Annotated in this window: 18 protein-coding genes and 1 riboswitch; of the genes, 13 read left to right on the forward strand and 5 right to left on the reverse strand. The window is 70.0% G+C overall.

Annotation, left to right across the window (positions count from 1 at the left end):
- The first annotated feature begins 4 nt into the window (after positions 1 to 4).
- The 7 genes from pafA to CFREN_RS07270 all read left to right on the forward strand — a co-directional run bounded on the left by pafA (position 5) and on the right by CFREN_RS07270 (position 10,699).
- Entirely contained in the window at positions 5 to 1,504 is a 1,500-nt protein-coding gene (gene pafA / locus CFREN_RS07240; protein ID WP_209654644.1) for a Pup--protein ligase, read from the forward strand.
- Entirely contained in the window at positions 1,501 to 2,598 is a 1,098-nt protein-coding gene (locus CFREN_RS07245) for a helix-turn-helix transcriptional regulator (RefSeq protein WP_209652848.1), read from the forward strand. Before pafA ends, CFREN_RS07245 begins: the two co-directional genes overlap by 4 nt.
- Positions 2,595 to 3,647, forward strand: a complete 1,053-nt coding sequence (locus tag CFREN_RS07250; RefSeq protein ID WP_209652845.1) for a WYL domain-containing protein — start codon at positions 2,595 to 2,597, stop codon at positions 3,645 to 3,647. The genes CFREN_RS07245 and CFREN_RS07250 overlap by 4 nt, the downstream gene beginning before the upstream one ends.
- Before the next feature lie 74 nt (positions 3,648 to 3,721).
- Positions 3,722 to 4,036: a Sec-independent protein translocase subunit TatA gene (tatA, locus tag CFREN_RS07255; RefSeq protein ID WP_209652843.1), complete on the forward strand. Its 315-nt coding sequence runs from the start codon at positions 3,722 to 3,724 to the stop codon at positions 4,034 to 4,036.
- A gap of 69 nt (positions 4,037 to 4,105) precedes the next feature.
- Positions 4,106 to 5,269: a twin-arginine translocase subunit TatC gene (tatC, locus tag CFREN_RS07260; RefSeq protein WP_209654641.1), complete on the forward strand. Its 1,164-nt coding sequence runs from the start codon at positions 4,106 to 4,108 to the stop codon at positions 5,267 to 5,269.
- A gap of 1,462 nt (positions 5,270 to 6,731) precedes the next feature.
- Positions 6,732 to 9,788 carry a DEAD/DEAH box helicase gene (locus CFREN_RS07265; RefSeq protein WP_209652841.1) on the forward strand — a complete coding sequence of 1,019 codons (3,057 nt, stop codon included), beginning with the start codon at positions 6,732 to 6,734 and terminating at the stop codon, positions 9,786 to 9,788.
- 266 nt (positions 9,789 to 10,054) lie between these two features.
- Positions 10,055 to 10,699, forward strand: a complete 645-nt coding sequence (locus tag CFREN_RS07270) for a carboxymuconolactone decarboxylase family protein (RefSeq protein ID WP_209652839.1) — start codon at positions 10,055 to 10,057, stop codon at positions 10,697 to 10,699.
- A 162-nt stretch (positions 10,700 to 10,861) separates the two neighbouring features.
- Here CFREN_RS07270 and CFREN_RS07275 read toward each other — a convergent pair whose 3' ends face one another.
- Both CFREN_RS07275 and CFREN_RS07280 read right to left on the reverse strand, forming a co-directional pair.
- Positions 10,862 to 11,773, reverse strand: coding sequence for an SDR family oxidoreductase (locus tag CFREN_RS07275; RefSeq protein ID WP_224369647.1), 912 nt, complete (start codon positions 11,771 to 11,773; stop codon positions 10,862 to 10,864).
- 139 nt (positions 11,774 to 11,912) lie between these two features.
- Positions 11,913 to 13,046 (reverse strand): alpha/beta hydrolase, encoded by a 1,134-nt coding sequence (locus tag CFREN_RS07280; RefSeq protein ID WP_209652837.1) that lies wholly within the window; start codon positions 13,044 to 13,046, stop codon positions 11,913 to 11,915.
- A gap of 39 nt (positions 13,047 to 13,085) precedes the next feature.
- On the opposite strand from CFREN_RS07280, the gene CFREN_RS07285 reads away from it, so the two are divergent.
- From CFREN_RS07285 to CFREN_RS07305, 5 genes are read left to right on the forward strand one after another with little or no spacing between them, the layout of a single operon-like run.
- Positions 13,086 to 14,279 carry a M24 family metallopeptidase gene (locus tag CFREN_RS07285; protein ID WP_070522196.1) on the forward strand — a complete coding sequence of 398 codons (1,194 nt, stop codon included), beginning with the start codon at positions 13,086 to 13,088 and terminating at the stop codon, positions 14,277 to 14,279.
- Positions 14,280 to 14,281: 2 nt separating this feature from the next.
- Positions 14,282 to 15,046, forward strand: coding sequence for an SDR family NAD(P)-dependent oxidoreductase (locus CFREN_RS07290; protein ID WP_209652835.1), 765 nt, complete (start codon positions 14,282 to 14,284; stop codon positions 15,044 to 15,046).
- Positions 15,043 to 16,410, forward strand: coding sequence for a precorrin-6Y C5,15-methyltransferase (decarboxylating) subunit CbiT (cbiT, locus tag CFREN_RS07295; RefSeq protein WP_209652833.1), 1,368 nt, complete (start codon positions 15,043 to 15,045; stop codon positions 16,408 to 16,410). Before CFREN_RS07290 ends, cbiT begins: the two co-directional genes overlap by 4 nt.
- Positions 16,407 to 17,180: a precorrin-4 C(11)-methyltransferase gene (cobM, locus tag CFREN_RS07300; RefSeq protein ID WP_209652832.1), complete on the forward strand. Its 774-nt coding sequence runs from the start codon at positions 16,407 to 16,409 to the stop codon at positions 17,178 to 17,180. The genes cbiT and cobM overlap by 4 nt, the downstream gene beginning before the upstream one ends.
- Complete coding sequence (locus CFREN_RS07305; protein WP_209652829.1) at positions 17,168 to 17,911, forward strand: cobalt-precorrin-6A reductase; 744 nt, start codon at positions 17,168 to 17,170, stop codon at positions 17,909 to 17,911. Before cobM ends, CFREN_RS07305 begins: the two co-directional genes overlap by 13 nt.
- Before the next feature lie 235 nt (positions 17,912 to 18,146).
- Here the strand turns inward: CFREN_RS07305 and cobJ are convergent, their stop codons facing one another.
- The 3 genes from cobJ to cobG all read right to left on the reverse strand — a co-directional run bounded on the left by cobJ (position 18,147) and on the right by cobG (position 21,740).
- Positions 18,147 to 19,760, reverse strand: coding sequence for a precorrin-3B C(17)-methyltransferase (cobJ, locus tag CFREN_RS07310; protein WP_209652827.1), 1,614 nt, complete (start codon positions 19,758 to 19,760; stop codon positions 18,147 to 18,149).
- Positions 19,757 to 20,410, reverse strand: coding sequence for a precorrin-8X methylmutase (locus tag CFREN_RS07315; protein WP_209652825.1), 654 nt, complete (start codon positions 20,408 to 20,410; stop codon positions 19,757 to 19,759). Before CFREN_RS07315 ends, cobJ begins: the two co-directional genes overlap by 4 nt.
- Positions 20,411 to 20,552: 142 nt before the next feature.
- The gene (cobG, locus tag CFREN_RS07320) at positions 20,553 to 21,740 is read right to left on the reverse strand and encodes a precorrin-3B synthase (RefSeq protein ID WP_244979521.1); all 1,188 of its coding nucleotides are present in this window, start codon (positions 21,738 to 21,740) and stop codon (positions 20,553 to 20,555) included.
- A 155-nt stretch (positions 21,741 to 21,895) separates the two neighbouring features.
- Positions 21,896 to 21,968: riboswitch (adenosylcobalamin-variant (AdoCbl-variant) riboswitch) on the forward strand.
- 47 nt (positions 21,969 to 22,015) lie between these two features.
- On the opposite strand from cobG, the gene cobN reads away from it, so the two are divergent.
- Positions 22,016 to 25,771, forward strand: coding sequence for a cobaltochelatase subunit CobN (gene cobN / locus CFREN_RS07325; protein ID WP_209652823.1), 3,756 nt, complete (start codon positions 22,016 to 22,018; stop codon positions 25,769 to 25,771).
- Positions 25,772 to 26,031 lie beyond the last annotated feature (260 nt).

Consider the following 26,031-nt stretch of genomic DNA (forward strand, 5'->3'; position numbering starts at 1 on the left):
GGGCATGGACGGCGGTGGTGCCGCGGCGGCGTTGACCCGGCGCATCGCGGGCCTGGAGACGGAGTACGGCATCACGTGCACCCTCGACGGCGAACGCCGCCTGGGGCCCGACGAGATCGCCCGGTTCATGTTCCGGCCGGTCATCGAGGAATACGGTGCGACGAACATCTTCACCGGCAACGCCGGCCGCCTGTACCTCGACGTCGGCAGCCATCCCGAGTTCGCCACCGCCGAATGCGATTCGGTGTCGCAGCTGGTCGCCCATGATCGGGCGGGGGAGCGGCTTCTCGACGACCTGGCGGCGCAGGCCGAGGCCGGGCTCGTCGGCGAAGACATCGGCGGCAAGGTCTTCCTGTTCAAAAACAACGTCGACTCCGCCGGAAACTCCTACGGCTGCCACGAGAACTACCTGGTCGGCCGGTCGATGGGGCTCAAGGCCCTGTCGAAGCTGCTGCTGCCGTTCCTGGTGACCCGTCAGCTGCTGTGCGGCGCCGGCAAGATCGCGCGGCCCTACCCGGGCAGCCCCTACGAGGACGAGCCGGAGCAGTACTGCTTTTCGCAGCGAGCCGACCACGTGTGGGACGGCGTGTCCAGTGCGACGACGCGGTCGCGGCCGATCATCAACACCCGCGACGAACCGCACGCCGACTCGAATCGGTTCCGCCGCCTGCACGTCATCGTCGGCGATTCGAACATGTCGGAGACGACCACGGCGCTCAAGCTCGGTTCGACCCAGCTGGTGCTGGAGATGATCGAAGCCGGCGTGGACCTGCCCGACTTCGAGGTCGCCAACGAGATCAAGGCGATCCGCCTGGTCAGCCGCGACATGACGGGCACCGCGCCGATCCCGCTGCGTGTCGGCGCGTCGAAGTCGGAGGCGTCGGCGCTGGAGATCCAGCGGGCGTACCTCGCGGCGGCGACGTCGTGGCTGGAGCGTCGCGACGACTCCGGCGGCGGCACGCCCAACGCCGAGCTGGCGCGTCTGGTGGAGCTGTGGGGCCGCGTACTCGACGCGGTCGAGTCCGGCGATTGGTCGACCATCGACCGCGACATCGACTGGGCCATCAAGTGGTCGCTGCTGCGGCGCTTCATGGACCGGGGCCTGGACATCGCCGACCCGAAGTTGGCGCAGATCGACCTGGCCTACCACGACATCCGGCCCAGCCGCGGCATCTTCCGGTTGCTGGAGTCGCGGGGTTCGGTGTCCCGGTGGGTCACCGACGCCGACGTCGAGGAGGCCATGGTCCACCCGCCGGCCACGACGCGCGCGGTGATGCGGGGCCGGTTCCTCGCCGCCGCCCGCGCCGCCGGAGCCCAGACGGTGGTGGATTGGACGCATCTGAAGATTTCCGGAGAGGAGCCGCGGATGGTCGTCGTCGACGATCCCTTCGCCACCTCCGATCCGGCGGTCGACGAGCTGGTGGCGCACCTGGAGGCGCTCGCAGCTCCCGGGGACGGCGACGGCGACGCCACCGCCACCTCCGGCGAGGGGACGGGCGCATGACGCCGAATCCCCGCACCGGCGCGAAGGCCGACGAGCCGGCGAAGGAGCAGACGTTTTCCGCGGTGCGCACGCGTCTGGTCAGCCTTCTGCTCGCCTTGGCCGACAACCCGGAAGGTTTGCGCAAGGACTGGATCCTGCGCACGGTCCGCGGCTACAACACGGTCGCGGGCGACTCGGCGGACCGGTATCTGCGCGACGACGTTCCGGCACTGGCCCCAGGCGGAATCACGGTCACGTGGGACGACAACGACATCCTGCGGCTGGACCGCTCGACGTGGCGCGACGAGGATCCCGGTTTCACCGAGGAGGAGGCCGGGGTTCTGGCGATGGCGTCGCAGGTGGCGTTCAACGACGAGTCGCTCGGCGAGGTGACCCGCGACGCCTGGGCGAAGCTGGCGCCGGTGGCGCAGCGGTCGAATCTCGTCGACGGCCGCGGCACCATCATCTTCGGCGACCGCATCACGCTGGACCGGGAGCAGTTCGCGGCCCTGAACCGGGCGACGCAGCCGCCGCGCAAGCGCATCGAGTTCTTCTACGCCCCGCAGGTTTTCGGCGAGGAGGTCCAGCGGTCCATCGAGCCGTGGCAGATGGTCAACCTCAAGGGGCGCCTGTACGTGGTGGGCCACGACGTCGACCGCGATGCCGTGCGCGTGTTCCGCATCGCCCGCATGCGGGACATCACGGTCACCGACGTCGATGCGGCGCAACCATTTCCCGACGGCGACGTGCAGGCGATCGCCGAACGCGCGCTGAATCGCGGTTCCGCGCCGCTGCGCGCCGTCGTGAAGCTTGACGACGACTCGTCTCCCGAGTCCTGCGCCGACGTTCTCGCCAGCGCCCGGGAGCTCGGAGACGGCCGGTACGAGATCGGGCCACTGACGACCGCGGAGTTGATGGACATCGGTCTCGAGCACGCCGGGGACCTCATCGTGGAGGAACCCGCCGAGGTGCGCGACGACATCGTCGCCCGGCTGCGCGCGATCGTCGCCGCCGATGGCGGATCGCCCGACGCAGCATCGACGAACGCAACGTCAACCGACACAACGTCGACCAACACGGGGTCAACCAACACAACGGGGGAGGAGCACCGATGAGCCGGCGGGACAATGCAGCCGAACTGTCGTGGAGCCGGACGCTGGCGCTGGTGCCGTATTTCACCGAGGTACGGCAACTCACCGAGGCGTCGGCTGACCTGGGCATCGGCTACGGCCAGCTCAACGACGCGCTGAAGTTTCTGGCGCAACTCGAACTTCCCGGTGTGCCGGGCAAGGCCGCGTTCCGCGTGGAGCGCAAGGGCAACTCCGCCAAGGTCACTCCCGCCGTTGACCTGCTGACCGAGCCCGCGCACCTGACGCAGGAGGAACTGTCGGCGATGCTGCTGTCGTTGGAGACCCTCGAGTCGTCGCCAATGCAGCGCGACCCCGAGGTCGTCCGTTCGGCCGCCGCGAAACTGCGCGCCGGCGCGCCCGGGCGTGCCGCGGTGGCCGACACCACACCGCATGCCGCGGCCGACGTCGCCCACGCGGAAATCCTCGCCACCGTGCGTGCGGCGATCGCCGACGGCCACGTGCTGGAGATCGATTACCGCACCGCCTCCGGAAAACGGCGCGTTCGCAGAGTCGACCCGGTGTCGCTGGTCATGGTCGAAGACGATCCCTACCTCAAGGCCGTCGACCGCCACGACGAAGATCCCGGCGCTCATCCGGACGCGGAGCCGGAACCGGCGGGCGAAGGGGAGGCGGGCCCCGTCGTCAAGTCTTTCCGCATCGACCGCATGCTCGCCGCTGTCGACACCGGACAAACCGCCAATCGGCACGACATCCCCGAGTTCACGCCCGACGACCCGCACGGATTCCTCGCCGACGAGGGCCGGTGGGCGCAGGTCGAAGTCGACGCCGACGCCACGTGGGTCGCCGACTACGACCCGGTGGCGTGGATGTACGACCAAGGCGAAGACGGCTTCGTCGAAGGCGGCCCCCACCCCGCATGGGTGCCCGCCGCCAACGCCGAACGGACCATCGGATTCCTGCTGCGCCGCTGGCCGGGCGTGAAGGCCGTCGACCCGGTATCGTTGCCAGAGGCCGTGGCGGAACGCGCGCGCAGGGGTCTCCTTGCGTATGGTGAAAACCCGACCAACGGGTGACGCCGGACCGGCGAATTTTCCGATCCACGTACCCCGAAGCCCAAAAGATCCAACAGCCCCGAAAGGTGAAGCGGATGCCGAATCTCGGCCCCACCGAGCTCATCATCATCGCCGTCGTCTTGATCCTGCTCTTCGGCGCGAAGAAGCTTCCCGACGCCGCCCGTTCGCTGGGCCGCTCGATGCGCATCTTCAAGTCCGAGGTCAAGGAAATGCGCAACGACGACGAGCAGCCGGAGGTCCCGCAGCAGCAGGCCATTCAGCAGGCCCCGCAGGCGCAGCCGCAGCAGCCGTACACGCAGCCGTACCAGCAGCCGCAGGCCCCGCAGGCGCAGCCGCAGCAGTACCAGCAGTACCCGCCGCAGCAGCCGAACATCGACGATCAGCGCTAGTCCGCCGTGACCGCGCCCACGAAACGCCCCCGGGCCCGCAAGCGGAACAAGCGGAATCCCGAGGGCGTCATGTCGATCGTCGAGCACATCCAGGAACTGCGTTCCCGGTTGCTCAAGGCCCTCGCGGGCATTCTCGTCGGCACGATCGTCGGCTTCACGTGGTACCAGTTCTCCTTCACCCTGGGCCCGTGGAAGCTGCCCTTCGGTGACGCGACCTTCGGCCCCGCGCATTTCAAGTCGCTGGGCGAGCTCCTCAAGGAGCCCTACTGCCAGCTTCCCGCGGAACAGAGGTTCGGCGGTGCCGACAGCAGCGAATGCCGGCTCCTGGCGACGAGCCCGTTCGAGATGTTCCTGTTGCGCCTGAAGGTCGGCGCGATTGCGGGCCTGGTCATCTCCGCGCCGTTCTGGCTCTACCAGATCTGGGCGTACATCACCCCGGGCCTGGTGCGGAAGGAACGTCGCAACACGTTCGTCGCCGTCACCGCTGCCGCCCTGCTTTTCGTGGCCGGTGCCGTGCTGGCGTACTTCGTTGTGCATGTTGGCTTGGACTTCCTGCTCCAAGTGGGTGACAACGCGCAGATTCCCGCGCTGACCGGCGAACGGTACTTCAACTTCATACTTGGGCTGATCCTCGTGTTTGGCGTGAGCTTTGAACTGCCGCTGTTCATCGTGATGCTCAATGTTGTGGGCGTACTCAAGTACGAGACGATGAAGGAGAAGCGGCGCCTGATCATCCTGCTGCTGTTCATCTTCGCGGCCTTCATGACCCCGGGGCAGGAGCCGTACTCCATGGTCGCGATGGCAGTGTCGCTGTGCATCTTGATGGAGTTCGCCATCCAGTTCGCGCGCATCAACGACAAGCGCCGCGAGAACAACCGTCCGGAGTGGATGGATCTCGACGACGACGTGGCGTCGGGCCCGGTCACCTCGTCGGGCGGCATCGGGGATCCCGGCGGAATCGACGCCCCGTCCTCGGTGTCGGCGCCGGACTCGATCGATGGCACCACGCCCGTGGACGGCGTCGCCCCGATCGGCGGAGCATCGGCCATCGGCGGCACCGCACCCGTCGGGCCGACCGCCCCCGTCGGCGGTACGGTCGGTGTCACCCCGGCGCAGGGCCCGCGCACCCGCACCACCCGCAACTCGCGCCCGGCCACGCCGGCCGCCCCGCCCGCCGAGGTGACGCCGGACCTGTCCACCCGCTCGTCGTCGGACTTCGACGACGTTCTGTGAGGGCGCTGTCATCAGTTCTCGCCCCGGTAGGTTGCAGTAGCTGACTACCGGGGCACGCTTCACCCATACAGAGTCTGTTACTCGAAGACGCGCGAGCGATCCTTCGCGATCGATCCTTGATGAAGAGCCGACGTCGGCACCCCAAACACTATGCCGATGCGAACGTTGATCAAGAGCACACCAACTCACGCCAACGATTCTCTCGGATTCAGCACTCACCAAAAACGAATGTGTTATGGGAGCTGGTCCTCTCGCAGAACTTCAACGCTAGGTGGCGCCCCCACTACGAGCCACAAGGTCTCCAAACACGGTCTCGTCCTAAGAAATCACTGGCCCGCGACAGAATCCATGTCAAGGTCGACCAGGTTTTAGCCCTGCGCTACCCGGCGTCGCGGCCGTACTGCGTTCTCCCGCTCGCATTAAGCTCTTTCGCTAGATTTGCGGAGTGTTCTAACATCACTCGTTCCCAACTTGCAATAAGTTACTTCAATCACCGACTTAGAGTCACCCTAACTTCCATACGATCTTTTACGACAGCTAACAGCTTAAACCCTTGACGCTATCTATAGCGTCCTGTAGCCTTCGACCTGACCGTTGTTCGGACTACAAAACCAAAGGTCACAGATAATGAAACCTGACAAAAGGCTGCTCTCAACAGTCGCCGCAGTTGCTTTACTTACCGGCAGCACTCCCGCCCTAGCATCGGCCCAGTCTGCCCCCAGCCCGCGAGCTTCCGCCACAAGCACAGTCGCAGGTTTGCCGACCGCCGAAACGCTTCGGAAAGGCCCCAAGAAGCGCTCCGCCCCATTCGATGGATTCTGGAAGTGCATGGGTCATCGGACCATGTACTCGAACATGGGGTTTGGCGTTTCCCTCACCTGCTTCAAGGACGGCGGCAAGTGGTACTACCTTTGGTGGGAGCTGTAGGCTAAGCAGCTCCTGTCGGCATTCAGCCCGTTTGATCTAGCCGCCATCAGATACCAACCCCTAGCTAAGTCACACCTTGACATGGAGGACGACTGCCGTGGGAGTTGAACCAGCTCTACACGTTTTAAAGTGGATTGATCCGGCTAGGTCCAGCGAAGCGTCGTAGCTCTCATCTTGTACCGGCCAGGGCCCCTACATGTCGTGTCACCCCCAGCCGAGCTCTGCGGTCAGCTACACACTCCGAAACGCGAAGAGTCCGATTGCCACGTGGAGTAGACGCCGCCGAGTAACTGAACCGGACGGACTTTGTGGGCCGTGGCTGGCACGCTGGCCATGATTTGTGCCAGCGGTGGTTTTTCTCACGCACCTGTCCCACGACACCGCTTTCTGACCCGGCACGATGCCATTAGCTTCACCGGTCATTGTCATCGCGGAGGGGCACTCGACATTCGAGGTGGAACTGGGCGCCGACGCGCTGCCGCAGGCACTCGCCATCGCAGAGGCACTCGAGCCCGCGCTATGACACTCTGGAAGCATGACCCTTCTGGACGACTTCATCGCCGAGCTGGGCTTCGCCCCCGATGATTTCCAGCTCCGCGCCTGCCGCGCCATCGCGGCCGGGCGCGGAGTTCTGGTGTGTGCGCCCACCGGCGCCGGCAAAACCGTCGTCGGCGAGTTCGCCATCCGCGCCGCCCTCGACGACGGCGGCAAATGCTTCTACACGACGCCCATCAAGGCGCTGAGCAACCAGAAGTACAACGACCTCGTCGCCGTGTACGGCGAAGACAGGGTCGGCCTGCTCACCGGCGACGTCTCCCGCAACGGCGACGCCGACGTCGTCGTCATGACCACCGAAGTGCTGCGCAACATGCTCTACGCGCAGTCGCCGACGCTGAACCGGCTCAGCCACGTGGTCATGGACGAAATCCACTACCTCGCCGACCGCGAACGCGGCCCCGTGTGGGAGGAGGTCATCCTCAACCTCGACGAATCCGTCACGCTCGTCGGCCTGTCGGCGACGGTGTCCAACTCGGAGGAGTTCGGCGACTGGCTGTCCACCGTGCGCGGACGCACCGACGTCGTCGTCACCGACCGCAGGCCGGTTCCGCTGAGCCAGCACATGCTCGTCGGCAAGCGTCTCTACCCGCTGTTCGAGGCCGGCGGCACCGAAGTAAACCGCGACCTGCTCGACGCCGCCGCCCGCGCCGAATCCGGTTACGACGACGGTCGCGGCGGGGGAGGCCGCGGTGGACACGGCGGCGACCGCGGCTTCCGCGGTGGAGGCGGCCGCCGTAGCCGAGGCCCCCACTCCGGTTCCCACTCGGACTCCGGCTCTGGCGGCGGAAACTACCTTGGCGGCGGTAAGTTCGCCCGCCACCAGTGGACGCAACGCCAGGAAACCCAGAAATGGCGGCCCTCGCGCCGCAGCGACGTCGTCAAGCTGCTCGGCTCACGGTCGATGCTCCCCGCGATCGTGTTCATCTTCTCCCGCGCCGGCTGCGAAGGCGCCCTGCAACAGCTCGGCGCCTCGCGCATGGAACTGACCTCCATCGCCGAGCAGGAGGAAATCGCCGCCATCATCGACGCCGGCGTCGCCGACATCCCGGCCGAAGACCTCGAAGTGCTCGGGTTCCGCCGATGGCGTCGCACGGTGGTCCGCGGATTCGCCGCGCACCATGCCGGGATGTTGCCGGCGTTCCGGCACATCGTCGAAAAGCTCTTCAACCGTGGCCTGGTCAAGGTCGTGTTCGCGACGGAAACGCTGGCGTTGGGCATCAACATGCCCGCCCGCACCGTCGTGCTGGAAAAGCTGGTCAAATACAACGGCGAGGCGCACGTCGACCTGACGCCCGGCCAGTACACGCAGATGACCGGCCGGGCGGGCCGCCGCGGCATCGACACGCAGGGCAACGCCGTCGTGCAGTGGGCGCCGGCGATGGACCCGAAATGGGTCGCCGGCCTGGCATCGACGCGCACCTACCCGCTGGTGTCCACGTTCACGCCCGGCTACAACATGTCCATCAACCTGCTGCGCACCCTCGGCCACTCCGACGCGCGGAAGATGATGGAAAGGTCTTTCGCGCAGTTCCAGGCCGACGGCGACATCGTCGGCGACGTCGCCGAGCTGGAGCGCGCCCGCGCCCGCGTCGAACAGCTCACCGCCGAGCTGGGCGCCGCGGATGACGGGCCCGGCGGCGACGTCGAGGGGCTGCTGGCCTACCTGGAGCTGCGGTCGACGATTTCCGCGGAGGAGAAGGCCGCCAAACGCCGCAACATCGAGGACCGCCACACCGAAACCGTCACCGTGCTGCGGCGGCTGCGGCGTGGTGACGTCATCGCCATCCCCGTGGGCAAGAAGGCCCAGTTGGCGGCGGTGGTGCGCGAGGACTCGTCGCAGCATCGCCCGCGGCCGACCGTCGTCGGCGTCGGCGGTTTCACCGGGCGCATCGAGCCGGACGCGTTTCCCAGCGCGCCCGACGTGCTCGGCCGCGTGAAGGTGCCCTCCGACGCAGCGCGCCACCCCAGGCGGGCGGTGAACATTGTCCGTTCCGAGATCGACCGTCACGGCATCCGCGGCCCCAAGCGCCTGCGCCGCCGCACCTCGGTGACCTCGCCCGAGCTCAAGCGCCTGCGCCGCGAGCTGCGCGATCACCCGTTGCACGGCGATCCTGCGGTCGAGTCCGTGGCCCGGGATGCGGATGCTTTACGACGAGCCCAGAACACCGTGGCCACCCTCGAGCGGCGCGTGGCCGCGGCCTCCGATACTTTGGCGCGGACGTTCGACAGGGTCCTCGATCTTCTCGGCGAGTTGGATTACGTCGAGTGGCCCGACGGGGGCGAGGGCGAGGACGGTGAGCGCGGCGAGCCTTTCGTGTCCGAGGAGGGCGAGCGGCTCGCCCGGATCCACAACGGCTCCGATCTGCTCGCCGCCCAGTGTCTGCGCCGCGGCATCTGGGACGACCTCGACCCGGCGGAGTTGGCCGGCGCGGTGTCGACGTTGGTGTTCGAAAACCGAAAGGCCACGCAGGGGTCCGACGAGGTGCCCACCGAGCCGTTGGCCGCCGCGATTTCCGACACGTTCCGCATCTGGCAGGAGCTCGCGTCGGACGAGCAGCGCCACCGTCTGCCGATGACCCGCATGCCGGATCTCGCCTTCGCCACCGCGATTCACCAGTGGACCGCCGGTGCGCCGTTGGGGTACTGCCTGGCGGCGGCGAAGGACGCGGGGGCGGAGCTGACGCCGGGTGATTTCGTGCGTTGGTGCCGCCAGGTGGTGGATCTGTTGTCGCAGGTGCGTCAGACGGGGTACTCGGAGCGGATCCGCGACAACGCGTCGCAGGCGGTGCAGGCCATTCGCCGTGGCGTCGTGGCGTTGGGCAATTACGCTCCGGCTCCACACCCGCCCGCACCGGTGTCTGCCCTGCTACTGAACTCGCCCGCTCCGGCGCTCGCCGACTCGACGGGCGCTCGCGCCGGATCCCGTACTGCTACTGAACCCGCTCGGTCCTGCACTAGCCGGCTCGACAGCCGCCACTCCGCAACTCAATCGCCGACGCGCCCCAGCCAACCGCAGCCCAGACGACGCCATTAGACGACAAATGCAGCCTCCCATTTTCACGTCCTGGGCTTTTATCGCCGTTCACACGACGTGAGGCTGCATTTGTCGAATAACTCCGGCCGCCCCCATCGACTCCCACCACCGGCTGGTGCTCAAGTGACGCATGGGACGACCACGGGGCCGCGATAGAGCGTACGCGAGGAGCGCGGGGCGGCAACGGCACACGAGTTCCACACGAGGCGGCAGCCGGACTGGCGAATTCTCCTGCAGCGGCGGCCACTCCCACCTAACCTGGTTTCATGAACAATACTTCCCGCGCCCACACAGGTTCCACCCACGCAGGTCCCGACCACACAGGTCCCGACCACGCACCTTCCACCCCCACCGAGGACCGCCCGGCCAGCCCGCCGCTTCCCACCGGCCGCCCCGGCCCGGGCACACGCCGTCAGCTTGGCCTTGTCAACGGCGCGATCGAGGCCATCGGCGCCCGTGCCACCGGCCGCAAGCGCCTCGGGGTGTTCGCCACGATCGGCCGGGCGAAGCGCCTGTTCCGCGGTTGGCTGATCTACTCGGCGACGATGATGCCATTCGGCGAGTTGTCCCGGCAGGACACGGAGTTGGTCATCTTGCGCGTCGCCCACGGTCGCGGGGCGGACTATGAGCGGGATCATCACAGGGTGATCGGCAAGCGTGCGGGCTTGACCGACGTGGAGATCGCGGCCGTGGATCGTCGCGATCACGGTTTCACCGGCCGGCGCGGCGCGATGCTCGAGGTCGCCGACCAGCTCGTCGCCCGCCGCGACGTCGACGATGCCGCGTGGTCGGAGCTGACGCGCCATCTGTCGGATCGTGAATGCGTGGCCTTGGTGCAGTTGGTCACGCATTACGACGGCCTGGCCACCGCCCTCCACGTTCTGGGGACGCCTCCCGACGAAAAGCGGTGAGGCCACGGCCGCGCCCGGGGTGTCGAGCACGGCATCTCGGGCGCCCGCCGATAATGGACCGCCTCAGCATCGAAGGCGCCCGCCGCAGCCCCGCCCACGCGGTGATCGGCGACCGCGTCGGCGGTGTCGCGGAGTCGGCGGGGCGCGGTGTTCTACGCCGTTCTATGCCCCGCCGGCCCGGGCGGCGGGGTCGGTTTCGGCGCCCTCGGCGGCCCAGCGCAGGCCGCGGTTGAGCAGCTTCATGACGCCGCGGTAGGCCCACGGCATGTTGACCTGCGCCCACCGCCCGACGGGCACCTCGTTGGAGGTGGCGATGAGGTAGGTGCCGGCGTCGACCTCGTAGCGGATGATCGCGGCGGCTTCGGCGGGCGAGATCGCGTGCGACTGGAACAGTTTGGTGGCGTTGGCGACGCGCTTGGCGTTGCGGTCGATGCCGTTGATGTCGAGGGTGTGCACGAGCGGGGTGTCGACGGCGCCGGGGGCGACGGCGTGGACGGAGATGCCCTTCGGGGCGAGATCGAATCGCAGCACTTCGCACAGGCCGAGGACGCCGGCCTTCGATGCGGAGTAGGCGGCGTGCCAGGGCAGGCCGAGGATGCCGGCCGCCGACGACACGCACACGAGTTTGCCGCGTCCGGCGTCGGCCATGGCGGGGATGAACGCTTCGACGACGTGGACGGTGCCCATCAGGTTGATGTCGATGACGCCGCGCCATTTGGCGTGGGGCAGGGTCGTGGGGTCGCCCCACACGGAGATGCCGGCGGCGTTGTACACCTCCATCGGGGCGCCGTGCTTTGCGACGACGCGCTCACCCCATTCGGCCACTGCGTCGAAGTCGGCGATGTCCAATCCGGTGGAGTCGACGATCGGGTTTCGTCCGGGGCCGGATGCCCGGCGCGCCGCTTCGGCGGTGTCGTCGAGACCGGCGGCGTTGCGGTCGGCCATGGCGACCCGGTAGCCGTCGCCGGCGAGGGAGATCGCCAGGCCGCGGCCGATTCCCGAGGCCGCGCCGGTGACCACCGCCAGCGGGCGGGGGTCGTCGTGGGTGGAGGTGTTGTGGGGGGCGTCGGTCACTGTGCGGCCTTCCTGTGTTGGATCGGTGTTCCCGTTGTGGGTCGGTGTCTGGTCAGCGTCTGGTGGGTGTCTGGTCGGTTTGGCGTTGGGTCAGTGTCTGATGGGGGTCTGGTCGGTTCGGTGTCGGGTCGGTCGCCGGTCACTGTCTGACTTCGAGCGCCAGGCGAACGGCGCCGGCGAGTTCGTCGATCGCCCGGCGCGAGGTGCGCCACAGTCCGGGGGAGTTGATGAAGGGGTGGACCATGCCGCGGTGGATCTTCACCGTCACCGGCACTCCGGCGTCGGCGAGACGGGCGGCGTAGGCCTCGCCCTCGTCGCGCAGGGGGTCGAAACCGCCCAGCGCGACGAACGCCGGGGCCAGGCCCGAGAGGTCCTCGGCGAACAGAGGGGAGACCCGCGGGTCCTGCGCCAGCTGCGTCGACGCCGAGCCGGGGGCGCCGTCGCCGATGTAGAGATCCGCGTAGGCGGACATGTCGGCGGAGGTGAGAAAGTACCCGTCGGCGAACTCGCGGCCGCTGCCCGTCCAGCCGTCACGGTCGCCGACCCACGCGAGCATGTCGGTCACCGGGGCGAGCAGCCCCTGCAACGCCGGCTGGGGCAGGCCCCGGCGTTTGGCCTCCAGGCACACGACGGCGGCGAAGTTCGCGCCGGCCGAGTCGCCGATGACGGCCACGCGGCGGGAGGCGGCACGATCACCCGAGGGGGAGGCGGCACCGTCGGGTCCGGATGCCGCCCCGGGGCGCGGGCCCGTCAACTCCTCGTACACCGCCATGACGTCGTCGAGTCCGGCGGGGAAGGGATGCTCCGGCGCGAGCCGGTAATCGACGGAGATGACGTCGACGCCGGCGGCCTCCGCCAAACGCAGGCACGGCGCATCATGGGAATCCAGCGAACCGACCGCCCATCCACCGCCGTGGAGATACATCACGGCGGGGGCGGAAGCGTCGGCAAGCGGAAAACCGAAATACCTGCGCACCGCAACGCCGGCGATCCTCTCGTCGCGCGTGCGCACCTTCGGACGCGGCCCCGCGGCAAGGTACGCCTCCCGGTCGATCTCCCTGCGCGCCTCGGCGACGGACAACTCGCCGATGCCCTTGCCCGACCCGATGACCTTCAACAACGCCAGCGACATCGCCACGTCCGGGTCCAGCAAATATCCCCGCCCGTTGCGGCCCGGCCGGGCCACCAGACGCAGCAGCGGCGTCGGCGCGGACATGATCGCGCGGCCGGCTCGAGCGATGATCCTGGTCAACGGGTCGGGACGGTAGTTCATGCCGCCAAAATACCCGGGTCGGGGGTTATCGTGGTCGATATGACGGAATCACTCTTTCCATCGGACGTCTACTCCCGCCGCCTGACCCGCGCCGCCGAGCTCGCCGCCGACCGCGGCCTCGACGGGCTCGTCTTCGGAACCGGCCCCGACCTGGAATACCTCATCGGTTCGTCCGTGAGCTCCCATGAACGGTTGACGGCGCTGGTGGTGCCCGTCGCAAAGCCCGGAAGCGGCGCGCCCGCACGGCCCGTGCTGGTGCTGCCCGCCGTCGAACGCGGCGACCTGCCGGCGTCCGCGGTGCCGGACCTCGACGTCGACGTGGTGCTGTGGGCCGACGGCGAGAAGCCGCACCGCATCGTCGCCGACGCACTGGCGCCGGCCGCGCACGCCGACCGGCCCCGCATCGGCGTCGGCGCCTCCCTGACCGCCGACCACCTGCTGCCCATCCTCGAGCTGACCGGAGCCGAGGCGGTGCTGGCCGGCGAGACGCTGCGCGAGCTGTTCATGCGCAAGGACGACGCCGAAATCACCCAGCTGCGCGACGCCGCCGCGGCCATCGACCGGGTCCACGCCCGCGTCCCGGCAATGCTGCGCGCCGGGCGCACCGAGGCCGACGTCGCCGACGAGCTGTCCGCCGTGATCCTGGAGGAGGGTCACGACGCCGTCGACTTCGTCATCGTCGGCTCCGGGCCCAACGGCGCGAACCCGCACCACGACTTCTCCGACAGGGTGCTTTGCGACGGTGACGTCGTGGTCGTCGACATCGGCGGCACCTGGGGCGTGGGCTACCACTCCGACTGCACCCGCACCTACGTCATCGGCGACGCCCCGGACCGCGCCACCGAGGCCTGGGCGGTGCTGCGCGCGGCACAGGAAGCCGCCGTCGCCGCCGTGCGCCCGGGCGTGACCGCCGCGTCCATCGACGCCGCCGCCCGCGACGCCATCGCCGCCGCCGGACACGCGGACGTGTTCATCCACCGCACCGGCCACGGCATCGGCCTGAGCCTGCACGAGGAGCCCTTCATCATGGAGGGCAACGACCTGCCGCTGGAGCCGGGCATGGCGTTTTCCGTCGAGCCGGGCCTGTACTTCGAGGGCGACTTCGGCATGCGGCTGGAGGACATCGTCGTGGTCACCGAGGACGGGTGCGAGTCGCTGAACCGCGGGTCGCACGAGCTCGTCGTCGCGGGCGGTGCGCACGGCGCCGGCGCACCGGCGGAGGGGGAGAAGTAGCGATGGGGCACGTGCTCATCTTGGGCGGCACCAGCGAGATCGGCGGCGAGGTCGCCGCGCGGCTGGCCAACCACAACACGGTGACGTTGGCGGCGCGTCGGGTCGACGGGCTCGACGACATCGCCAAGCGGCTCACCGATTCCGGTGCGGTGGCCGTGCACCGGTTGTACTTCGATGCCGATGATCTGGAGTCGCACGCGCGCGTCCTCGACGAGGCGTGGTCGAAGGCGCCGGTGGACACGGCCGTCATCGCGTTCGGCATTCTCGGCGACCAGGCGGCGTGCGAGGCCTCTGGCGTCGAGGCGGCGCGCGTGATCCACACCGACTTCACCGCCCATGCGGCCATCGCCACGGAGCTGGTGGCGCGGATGGAGGCGGCGGCAGCGTCCGGCGAGTTGCCGGTGCGCGACGGGGCGGCCGGCCGCATTCTGGCGTTTTCGTCGATCGCCGGTGCCCGGGTTCGTCGCGCGAATTACGTCTACGGGTCCGCGAAGGCGGGGCTGGACGGGTTCCTGCAGGGCATGCAGGATCGGCTGCACGGCGGCCCGGTGCAGTTGACCATTTCGCGGCCGAGTTTCGTGGTCGGCCGCATGACCGAGGGGATGAAGCCGGCCCCGATGTCGTCGACGCCCGCGCAGGTCGCCGAGGCTTCGGTCACCGCGCTCGACGGCCGCAAGCTCGACGTGTGGATCCCGGCGCGTCTGGGCGTGCTGGCCCGCGCCACCCGGTTCACGCCGCGGTTCATCTGGAGGAAGATGCCGCGATGACGGGTCTTCCCGGTTCGCGGGGGCGTCTGCGGGTGGTGGGCATCGGCTGCGATGGTTTGGACGGGTTGAGCGTGCGGGCCCGGTCCGTGCTTGACGACGCCCACCGCATCATCGGAGCGGCCCGCCAGCTGGATCTGCTCGACGTCGGGTCGGCTGCAGGAGCCGACGGTGGGGGCGGCGGCATCACGGCGCGGCGCGTGACCTGGCCGGAGGGTTATTGGCGCCGGTGGGGCGAAGTCCTCGCCGACCTCGACCCGGCCACCGACGTGGTCCTGGCCAGTGGCGACCCGATGTTCCACGGCATCGGCACGACGCTGGTGCGCGAACTCGGCGCGGACGCCATCGAGGTCTTCGCCGCACCGTCGTCGGCGTCGCTGGCGTGTGCGCGCCTGGGGTGGGCGCTGGATCGCACTCCGGTGGTGTCGCTGGTGACAGGACTTGCCGGACGAGCCAGCGCCGGGGCGGTGGTGCCTTACGCCGACGCCGGGCGGCCGTTTCTGGTGCTGTGCCGCGACGCCGATTCCGTCGCCCACGTCGCCGAGGCCCTGGCCGACCGCCCCGACACCACGCTCACGGCGTTGACCAACGTCGGCGGCACCGCGGACGGCCCCTGCCCGGAGACCATCGTCCGCGGCACCGTCGCACGGCCCCCGAGGCCCGCCGGAAATCTCACCATCCTCGCCGTCGAACCCGCCGGCCCCGCCCGCGTCTGGCTTACCGATGACGACTTCGACTCCGACGGCCAACTGACCAAAAGCCCCGTTCGCGAACTCACCGTCGCAGCTCTCGGCCCGCGCCCCGGCGCACTGCTGTGGGACGTCGGCGGCGGCACCGGCTCCATCGCCATCGAATGGGCCCGCCACGGAGGCCGCGCCGTGTGCATCGAACGAGACGCCGCGCGCGCCGAACGCATCCGAGCCAACGTCGCGAACCTCTCCGGCGGAGTGGAGGTCATCCACGGCACCGCCCCGCAGGCCCTGCCTTCGCTCGACGGCGTCCCCGCCACCGCACCCCACGCCTCCGCACCCGACGCCATCTTCATCGGCGGCGGCCTCACCGCCGACGGCATGATCGACGCCTGCGTCGACGTACTCGCGCCGGGCGGGCGGCTCGTCGCCAACACCGTCACCGTCGAATCCGAAGCCGTGCTGTGGGCCGCCCGCGCCCGCCACGGCGGAACCGTCCACCGGATCGGCATCGAACGCGCCGGTAAGGTTGGGTCGTTCACGGCATGGCGACCGGCCCTGCCCGTGGTCCAATGGGTCGTCGACGGGCCGTCGCAAAGCAACACCCATACCGACACCACCGCAACCGACACAGCACGCACCGCCCGCCGCGGCGGAGAAGGGGAGCAGCACCAGTGACCGTGTACTTCATCGGGGCGGGACCCGGCGCGCCGGACCTGCTGACGCTGCGCGCCGACCGCCTGATCAGATCCTGCCCCGTGTGCCTCTACGCCGGATCGATCGTGCCGCCCGAAGTGCTGGCCAACTGCCCCGACGACGCCGACGTGATCAACACCGCGCGCATGCCGCTGGAAAACATCATCGACGTCATCGCCAAGGCCGACGCCGAAGGAAAGGACGTCGCCCGCCTCCAGTCCGGCGACCCGTCGGTGTGGTCCGCGCTGGCAGAGCAGGCGCGCAGGCTCACCGCCGCCGGCATCGACTACGAAATCGTGCCCGGCGTGGCGTCGTTCTCCGCGGCCGCGGCGGCGCTCGGCCACGAACTCACCGTGCCCACCGTCGGCCAATCGGTGATCCTCACCCGCGTCTCCGGCCGCGCGTCGGCCATGCCCGACGGCGAGACGCTCGACAATTTCGGCCGCACCGGCGCGACCCTGTGCATCCACCTCGCCGCCCACAACATCGACCGCGTCGTCGCCGAACTCGAACCGAACTACGGCGCCGACTGTCCCGCCGCCGTCGTCGCATTCGCGTCCCGACCCGAGGAGGTCATCCTGCGCGGCACGCTCGGCGACATCGCCGCACAGGTCAAGGAGGCGGGCGTGACCCGCACCGCCGTCATCGTCGTCGGCCGCGTGCTCGGCGCCGAAGGATTCCCGGACTCGTACCTGTACTCCGACGGACGCCCCCGCGACGCCGAAGGGAGGACGCTGACGTGCGGGCACTGATTCTCGGCGGCACCGCGGAGGCCCGCGCCCTGGCCGCGCGACTGGTCGACGCCGGCTGGCACGTCACGTCGTCGCTGGCCGGGCGGGTCTCCGAGCCGAGGCTGCCCGTCGGCCACGTGCGCATCGGCGGTTTCGGCGGGCCGGCCGGCCTGACCAGGTGGTTGCTCGCCGACGCCACCGAAGTCTTCATCGACGCCACCCACCCCTTCGCCGAACGCATCAGCGCCTCGGCGGCGGAGGCGGCGCGGGCAACCGGACTGCCGCTGGTCGCGCTGCACCGTCCGGCCTGGGAGCCGGTCCGCGGCGACGAATGGCTCGAGGTCGCCGACATGGCGGCCGCCGCGGAGTTGGCGCGGACGCGGTTCGCCACTCCGTTTCTGACCATCGGCCGCCAGCAGCTGTCGCACTTCGCCGCCGACGACGAGGGCCGGTACCTCATCCGCTGCGTCGAACAGCCCACGGGGCCGCTGCCGCGCAACCGCACGGTGCTGCTCACCCGCGGTCCCTTCGACGTGGCGGGGGAGCGCAAACTGATGCGCGACTACGCCGTCGATTGCCTGGTGACCAAGAACTCCGGCGGCGCCCAGACCTACGCTAAGATCGAGGCGGCCCGCGACCTGCGCAAACCGGTGATCATGGTCCAGCGCCCCGAGTTGCCCGGCAAGGGCATCGCGTACGTCGCCGACACCGTCGACCGGGCCTTCGACGCGGTCACCCGGGGGCGCGTGTAGCGGCACCACCCGCAGTGCGGTCGCTTCTGCGATGCGGCCGCTCCTGAAGCGCGGCCCCTTCTGCGATGCGGCTGCTCCTGCCGCGCGGTGAAGCGTCGCAAAGTACTGCCACCATTCGACAAAAGGCCAGGTCGGGTTTTTCCGGCCGCATAAAATGTCGACTTTCCGACGCGCGGCGCCGATCAACGCCCGCCGCCCGACCGCCGCACGACTGGCCAGTTCGGACGCCCGACCGCTAGCGATCCCCGCCGAGCGCCCCGGTCCCCGCGAATCCACCGCCGCCGTAATGCCGGGCGGTGAACACGCGCACGCCATCGACGCCGTCGTACGCCCGCGTCGACGACGCACCGACGATGAGCATGGTCCGCATGTCCACGACCTCCGGGTCGAATTCGGCGACGGTGGTGACGGTGACCTTCTCCTCCGGCGCCCCGACCGCGCGGGCGACGATGACGGGCGTTTCCGGATCGCGGTACTCGGCGAGAAGATCGCGCAGCGCCACAACCTGGGCCCGCCGCGTCTTCGACGCCGGGTTGTACACGGCGAACGCCATGTCGGCGTCGAGCACCGCGCGCAGTCGCTTTTCGACGGTCCGCCACGGCTTCAAACGGTCCGACAGCGAGAGCATGGCGAAGTCGTGACCGAGCGGGGCTCCGACGCGACTGGCGACGGCCTGGGCGGCGGTCATGCCGGGGACGATGCGCACGGGCACGTCGCGCCACGCCTCGTCGTCGGCGGTTTCCAACACGGCGGCGGCCATGGCGAACACGCCGGCGTCGCCGGAGCTGACCACCGCGACGCAGGCACCGGCCTTGGCCAGGTCCAGCGCCATCGCGGCGCGCTCGCCCTCGACCCGATTGTCGGACATGTGCTTGGTGCGGCCTGGCTTGTCCGGCACCCGGGAAACGTACGTGGCGTAGCCGACGACGTCGGTGGCGCGATCCAGCTCGGCGGCGGCCTCAGGCGTCATCCACCGGTCGGGGCCGGGGCCCAGGCCGATGACCACGACCTCGCCCAGGCCCGCCCCGGGGCCGCCGTGGCCCGCATCCGCGACGGCGTCGGGTGCGCCCACGCGTGAGGCGACGCGGACTCCGGTGTCGGGCCCGCCCGTCTGCTCGGCGCCGACGACCACCACGGCGAAGTAGGGCACGTCGTCGGCGGCGACGTCGGCCAGCGGAGCCGACCAGCCGTCGCCCATCGTGGCACGGACGACGACTCTCGCCCGGTCGAGTTTCCCGGCGTCGCGCAGAATGTCGCGGACGTCGTCGACGTGGCCGGCGAGTTTCATGATCACCAGGCAATCCGCCGCCGCCACCGCCGCCGCCAGTCGTGCGCGGCCTGCGGTGGCGGGCAGGATCGACAGGATGTCCGTTCCCTCGGCCAGCGGGTGGGCGAGCTCGCCCGCCGCGGCGGTGACGCTGGGCACGCCCGGGACGACGTGGGCGGGGAAGTCTCCCGCCAACGCGCGATGCAGGTGCTGGTAGGAGCTGTACAACATGGGGTCACCGAGCGAGAGCACGGCAACCGACCGCCCCGCGGAAAGATGATCCGCCAGACGCGCGGTCGCCTCCGCGTAGAAGGCGCCCATCGCCTCGGCGTAATCGTCGTCATCGCCGCCGCCCCTGGTGACGGGGTACACCAGCAGCTCTTCGATGGCCGGCGTGCTCCGGGCGTCGATGAGCTCCGACGCGATGCGCCGCGCCGTGGACCTGCCGTGCGGGCCGGCGTGGAAGGCGATGACGTCGGCCGACGCGATGACGTCCGCGCCGCGACGGGTGATCAGTCCCGGGTCGCCGGGGCCGAGACCGACGCCGTAGAGGTGGCCCGGCGCGACGGCGCGGTCGCTCACGGGAGGATCTCCCGCTTCGTGGCCAGCGCGTTGAGGGCTGCGCAGGTGATGGCCGAACCGCCGCGGCGGCCGGTGACGGTGATGTACTCCAGGCCGGGGATTTGCGGGGCGACGTCGATGGTGGACTGCTTCGATTCCGCCGCACCGACGAACCCGACCGGAATGGCCAGCACGGCGGCGGGCATGGGCAGCTCGCCGTCGCGGAGTCGGTCGAGCAGGTGGTACAACGCGGTGGGCGCGTTGCCGATGGCCACGACGGCACCGGCGAGCCGGTCACCCCACAAGTCGACGGCGGCGGCGGTGCGCGTGGTGCCCAATTCGGCGGCCAGTCCCGGGGTGCGCTCGTCGTGAAGCGTGCAGATGACCTCGTTGTCCGCGGGCAGGCGGCGGCGCGTGATGCCCGAGGCGATCATGGTCACGTCGGTGAAGATCGGCTTGCCCGCCTCCAGCGCGGCGCGGGCGGCGGCGACTGCGCCGGGGGAGAAGACGATGTCCTCCGCCAGGTCCGTCTGGCCGGCGGCGTGGATCATGCGGACGGCGACGACCTCCTCGTCGGGCGAAAAACGCCCGAGGTCGGACTCGGCGCGGATGATGGAGAATGACTCGCGGTAAATCGCCGCGCCGTCGGTGACGTAATCGAAGCCAAACATGCCAACAGCGTAAGTCAGACCGGCCGGTCGAACGCCGCCGACCCGTCCGCGGCGCGCCCCGACTCAGCGCCGACCACGCTCTGCGCCAACTCCGCGCGGCCCAGTGCCCCGACTCCGCCCCGGCTGGGCTGGGCTCCCGGGGTCAGTCGACCGAGGTGACCTCGTATTCGCCGTCGCCGGTGGCCAGGTAGTCGACGTATCCGCCCTTGGGTCGGCCGCAACGGCGCTCGCAGCCGGAGAAGTGCACGCGTCCCTCGGGCAGGCGGGCCTGGGCGATGGCGTGGGCGGCGTCGCCGCGGGTGTCGGCCAGCGACTTCGGGCAGCCGGGCCGGCCGGTGCAGGCGGAGACGTTGAGCCACGTCGACTTGCGGTCGAAGATCAGGCCGTTGGGCGCCAGGACGCGCACGACCTGCTCGGCGTCGGCTTCCTCCAGGTCGTGGAGGACCAGCGAGTACCAGGGCGTGACGTGGACGGGCACGCGGGTCTGGGCGATGGCGCGGGCCAGGCGGGAGGGCAGGACGCCGAACCGCAGCCCGGCGGCGAGGCTGACCAGGCCGTCGGGCTGGTCGATCCACCCGATCTGTTCGGTGCCGGGGTGGGCGAACGCGAAGGACTCGGCGGCCGACGGATCACCGACGGGCACGCCGATGGCTTCCGCGGTCATGGCGACGACCCGGTCGGCCCCGTCGGATTCGGCGATGCGCCAGGCCTCGCCGCGCACCTCCGCCCACGCGCGGGTCGCCGACAGCAGCATTTCCACCGCGCGGTCGCGGGGCACGGACACTCCGGCGGGTGCCCCGGCGACGACCAGTTCGAATTCGCCGCCGCCGAGGGCGACCAGGCCGAGGTCGGGTGCTTCGCCGAGGACGTCGCCGCGGCCGTCGTCAAGCGCGAACAGGGTGCGTCCCGGCAGCGCCGCAAGCGACTCGTCGGCGCACAAGGCGTCGTCGAACGCGTGCACCAGCTCGGAGACGTCGTCGAGTCCGCCGACGCGGCCGGTCATCGGGGACTGCAGGATGTTGCGCACGCGGTCGTGGTCGGGGTGGGGGAGCATGCCGGCTTCCTCGGCGGCGTCGGCGAACCCGGACACGTCGCGGATGCCGCGGATCTGCAGGTTGCCGCGGGAGGTGAAGTGGATGTAGCCGTCGCCGAAGTTGTCGGCCAGGTCCGCCAGCACCATGAAGCCCGGCGCGGGCAGGAATCCGCCGGGGAAACGCAGGCGGCCGATGGCGCCGTCGGCGGCGATGTGCACGCGGCGGGTGCCCGGGCAGGCGTCGGGGCGGTCGCGTTCGGGGCGGGGGGTTTCGGGCTGGTCGACCATGGGGTTCATGCCTCGATGATACGTGCGGCGCGTGGGGCGGGCGTTGCTTGACGACGGCCCGCCTGCCGCCCGTGCGCCCCGGGGACCGCGGGCGCCCGGGTGTCCCGACGACCCGGATCCGACGGGCGCTGTAGGCTACCCTTCGACAACGTTCAACCACCCGACCCGGGTGGTGGGGAAGCCGGTGAAAATCCGGACGGTCGCGCCACTGTGAAAGTCAGACCCCCACGCCCCGGGAAGCTTGGCCACGGGGCGCGACATTCCCCGGGAAAGGCGCAGACGCGATGATTCTGCTGCTGTCCACGTCCGACACCGACCTGCTGTCCGCCAGGGCCGCTGCGGCGAAGGAGGCGGACGTCGAGTACCGCTGGGCGAACCCCGCCCGCCTGCTCGACGACGATCTGCCGGGGCTTCTCGACGGCGCCGACATCGCGGTCATCCGCCTGCTCGGCGGCCGCAGGGCGTGGGAGGAGGGCATCGACGCCGTCATCGCCTCGGGCATCCCGACGGTGTTGGTCTCCGGCGAGCAGGCTCCCGACGCGGAACTGACCGAGTATTCGACGGTCCCCGCCAACGTCGCCACCACCGCCCACGCGTATCTGGCCGAGGGCGGACCCGACAACCTGGCGCAGCTGCACAACTTCTTGTCGGACACGCTGCTGTTCACCGGCCTGGGCTTCGCCGAGCCGAAGCGCCTGCCGGCGTGGGGCCACCTCGAGCGGAACTGGGGCTCCGCCCTGGACGAGTGCAACGACGATCGCACCGACGAAAAGGCCGGCGGCGACATTGACGCAGCTGCCTCCGCCGACGTCACCGGGACCGCACCGGTCATCGGCGTGATCTACTACCGGGCCCAGCATCTGGCCGGAAACACCGCCTACGTCTCCGCCCTGTGCAGCGCCATCGAAAAGCGGGGGGCCGTCGCAAAGCCCATCTACGCTGCCTCGCTGCGCACCGCCGGCGACGACCTGATCGCCGAGCTCGGCACCTGCGACGCGCTGATCACCACCGTCCTCGCCGCCGGCGGCAACCGACCCGCCCTGGCGCAGGCCGGCGGCGACGACGGCACGTGGGACGTCGCGGCCCTGGCGAAACTGGACATGCCCATCATCCAGGGCCTGGCCCTGACCTCGCCCCGCCAGGCCTGGGAGGACAACGACGAGGGCCTCACGCCCCTGGACGTGGCCACCCAGATCGCCGTGCCCGAATTCGACGGCCGCCTGATCTCCGTGCCGTTTTCGTTTAAGGAGATCGACTCCGACGACCTGATCACCTACGTCCCCGACTTCGAACGCTGCGACCGCCTCGCCGGCATCGCCGTGCGCCACGCCCGCCTGCGCCACGTCGACAACGCCGACAAGAAGATCGCCGTCATGCTGTCGGCCTACCCGACCAAGCACGCCCGCATCGGCAACGCCGTCGGCCTGGACACCCCGGCGTCGACGCTGAAGGTGCTCCACGCACTCGACGAGGCCGGCTACGACCTCGGCGACGTCACCGCCATCCCCGGTTTCACCGACTACGTCGCCGCCACCGCCGCCGGCGACGCCGAAGCCCGCACCGCCGCCGCCGACGCGTTCATGCACGCCATCATCGACGCCGGCGGCCAGGACCCGGACTGGCTGACCGAAGAGGTCATGGCCGCCAATGAACTGCGCTTGCCCGCCGACACGTACCTCGAGCACTTCGAGACCCTGCCGTGGCAGCTGCGCGAAACCATGGTCGACCACTGGGGCGAGGCCCCCGGTTCCCTGTACGTCCACCCGAAGACCCGCGACATCTACATCGCGGGACTGCGCTTCGGCAACGTCGTCGTCATGGTCCAGCCGCCCCGCGGCTTCGGCGACAACCCCGTCGGCATCTACCACGACCCCGACCTGCCGCCGACCCACCACTACCTGGCCTGCTACCACTGGCTGGCCCGCCCCGCCGACGACGGCGGCTTCGGCGCCGACGCCGTGGTCCACATGGGCAAGCACGGCAACATGGAATGGCTGCCCGGCAAAACCGCCGGCCTGTCCGCCGAATGCGGCCCCGACCAGGCCATCGGCGAACTGCCGCTGATCTACCCCTTCCTGGTCAACGACCCCGGCGAAGGCACCCAGGCCAAGCGCCGCGCCCACGCCACCCTCGTCGACCACATGATCCCGCCGATGGCCCGCGCCGAGTCCTACGGCGACATCACCCGCCTGGAGCAGCTCCTCGACGAGCACCAGAACATCTCCGCCATGGACCCGGCGAAGCTACCGGCGATCCGCCAGGAGATCTGGACGCTCATCTCCGCGGCGCAGATGGACCGCGACCTCGGCTGGGAGGAACGCCCCGACGAAGACGTCTTCGACGACATGCTCATGCACGTCGACGGCTGGCTGTGCGAAATCAAGGACGCCGCCATCCGCGGTGGCCTGCACATCCTCGGCGACGCCCCGGCGGGGGAGGACCTCTCCGGCACCGTCGCCACCATGCTGCGCGCCCGCCAATTGTGGGGCGGCGAATTCACCCTGCCCGGCCTGCGCGAATCGCTGGGCCTGTCCGAGGACGGCTCCGACGACCGCGTCACCGTCGACCGCATCGACGCCATCGCCACCACCCTGGTCACCGCGCTGATCGACGACCCGGCCGTCGACCTCGGCTCCCTGGCCGACGACGTCATCGGCGCCAACGGGCTGGACCAGTCGGCGGCGGGCACCGTCGTCAAGCTCCTGGAATTCACCCGGGACGAAATCCTGCCCCGCCTGGCCGAAACCTCCGGCGAAATCCCCCGCATCCTGCACGCCCTCGACGGCGGCTTCATCCCCGCGGGCCCGTCCGGCTCGCCGCTGCGCGGCCTGGTCAACGTCCTGCCCACCGGCCGCAACTTCTACTCGGTCGACCCGAAGGCCATCCCGTCGCGCCTGGCGTGGGAAACCGGCGTGCAGCTCGCCGACGGCCTCATCGAGCGCTTCCGCGCCGACCACGACGGCGAATATCCCAAGTCCGTCGGCCTGTCCGTGTGGGGCACCTCCGCCATGCGCACCTCCGGCGACGACATCGCCGAAGTTCTCGCGCTGCTCGGCGTGCACCCCGTGTGGGACGAGGCGTCGCGCCGCATCACCGGCCTCGAGGTCATCCCCGCCGAGGAGCTCGGCCGCCCCCGCATCGACGTCACCGTGCGCATCTCCGGATTCTTCCGCGACGCGTTCCCGCACGTCATCGACTTGCTTGACGACGCCGTCGCCCTCGTCGCCGGCCTCGACGAACCCGACGACGTCAACTACGTCCGGGCGCACGCGAAGGCCGACGCCGCGACCGGCGAAGCGCAGGACGGCCAGCCGCGCCCCCGCCGCATCTTCGGCTCCAAGCCCGGCACCTACGGCGCGGGGCTGCTGCAGCTCATCGACTCCGGGTCGTGGCGCGACGACGAAGACCTCGCCGCCGTGTACACCACCTGGGGCGGATACGCCTACGGCCGCGGCGTCGACGGAGCGCCCGCCGCCGACGAGATGCGCACCGCCTACCGCCGCATCCAGGTCGCCGCGAAGAACGCCGACACCCGCGAGCACGACATCGCCGACTCCGACGACTACTTCCAGTTCCACGGCGGCATGGTCGCCACGGTCCGCGCCCTGACCGGCAAGGACCCCGAGGCGTACATCGGCGACTCGACGCGGCCCGACGCCGTGCGCACCCGCACCCTCCACGAGGAGACCCGCCGCGTGTTCCGCGCCCGCGTGGTCAACCCGCGGTGGATGTCCGCCATGCGCGCCCACGGGTACAAGGGCGCGTTCGAGATGGCGGCGACCGTGGATTACCTGTTCGGCTACGACGCCACGACCGGCGTCATGGACGACTGGATGTACGAGACGCTTACCGACGAGTACGTCGCCAACCCGGAGAACCGCGAGTTCTTCGACAAGTCGAACCCGTGGGCGCTGCACGACATTTCGGAGCGCCTGCTCGAGGCCGCCGACCGGAAGATGTGGGAGAGCCCCGACGAGGAGCGGCTGGAGCTGCTGCGCCGGGCGTTCCTGGAGACGGAGGGCGAGCTCGAGGACCGGTAGCGGTCGGGGCGCCGGCGGGTCGGCGGGTCGGCGGTGCTCAGTCTCCTCCAGTCGTGTCTCCCCTCGGTCAGGGTTTCCGGGTCACTCCGGGAATTGGGGCACTTCTGGAGGGGGCCGAGCGCCGCCGACGCCGTTTCACCTCATCCGCGCATCTCGGGTCTCATCCATGCCCGCGCCCACCCCTCCATTTCGGACCTCGGCCCGCGCTTCTGGCCATCCGACAAAGCCGCGCCCCCATTTCGCGCCACACCAGCAACACC

Source organism: Corynebacterium freneyi, from assembly GCF_030408835.1.
Taxonomy (GTDB): domain Bacteria; phylum Actinomycetota; class Actinomycetes; order Mycobacteriales; family Mycobacteriaceae; genus Corynebacterium; species Corynebacterium freneyi.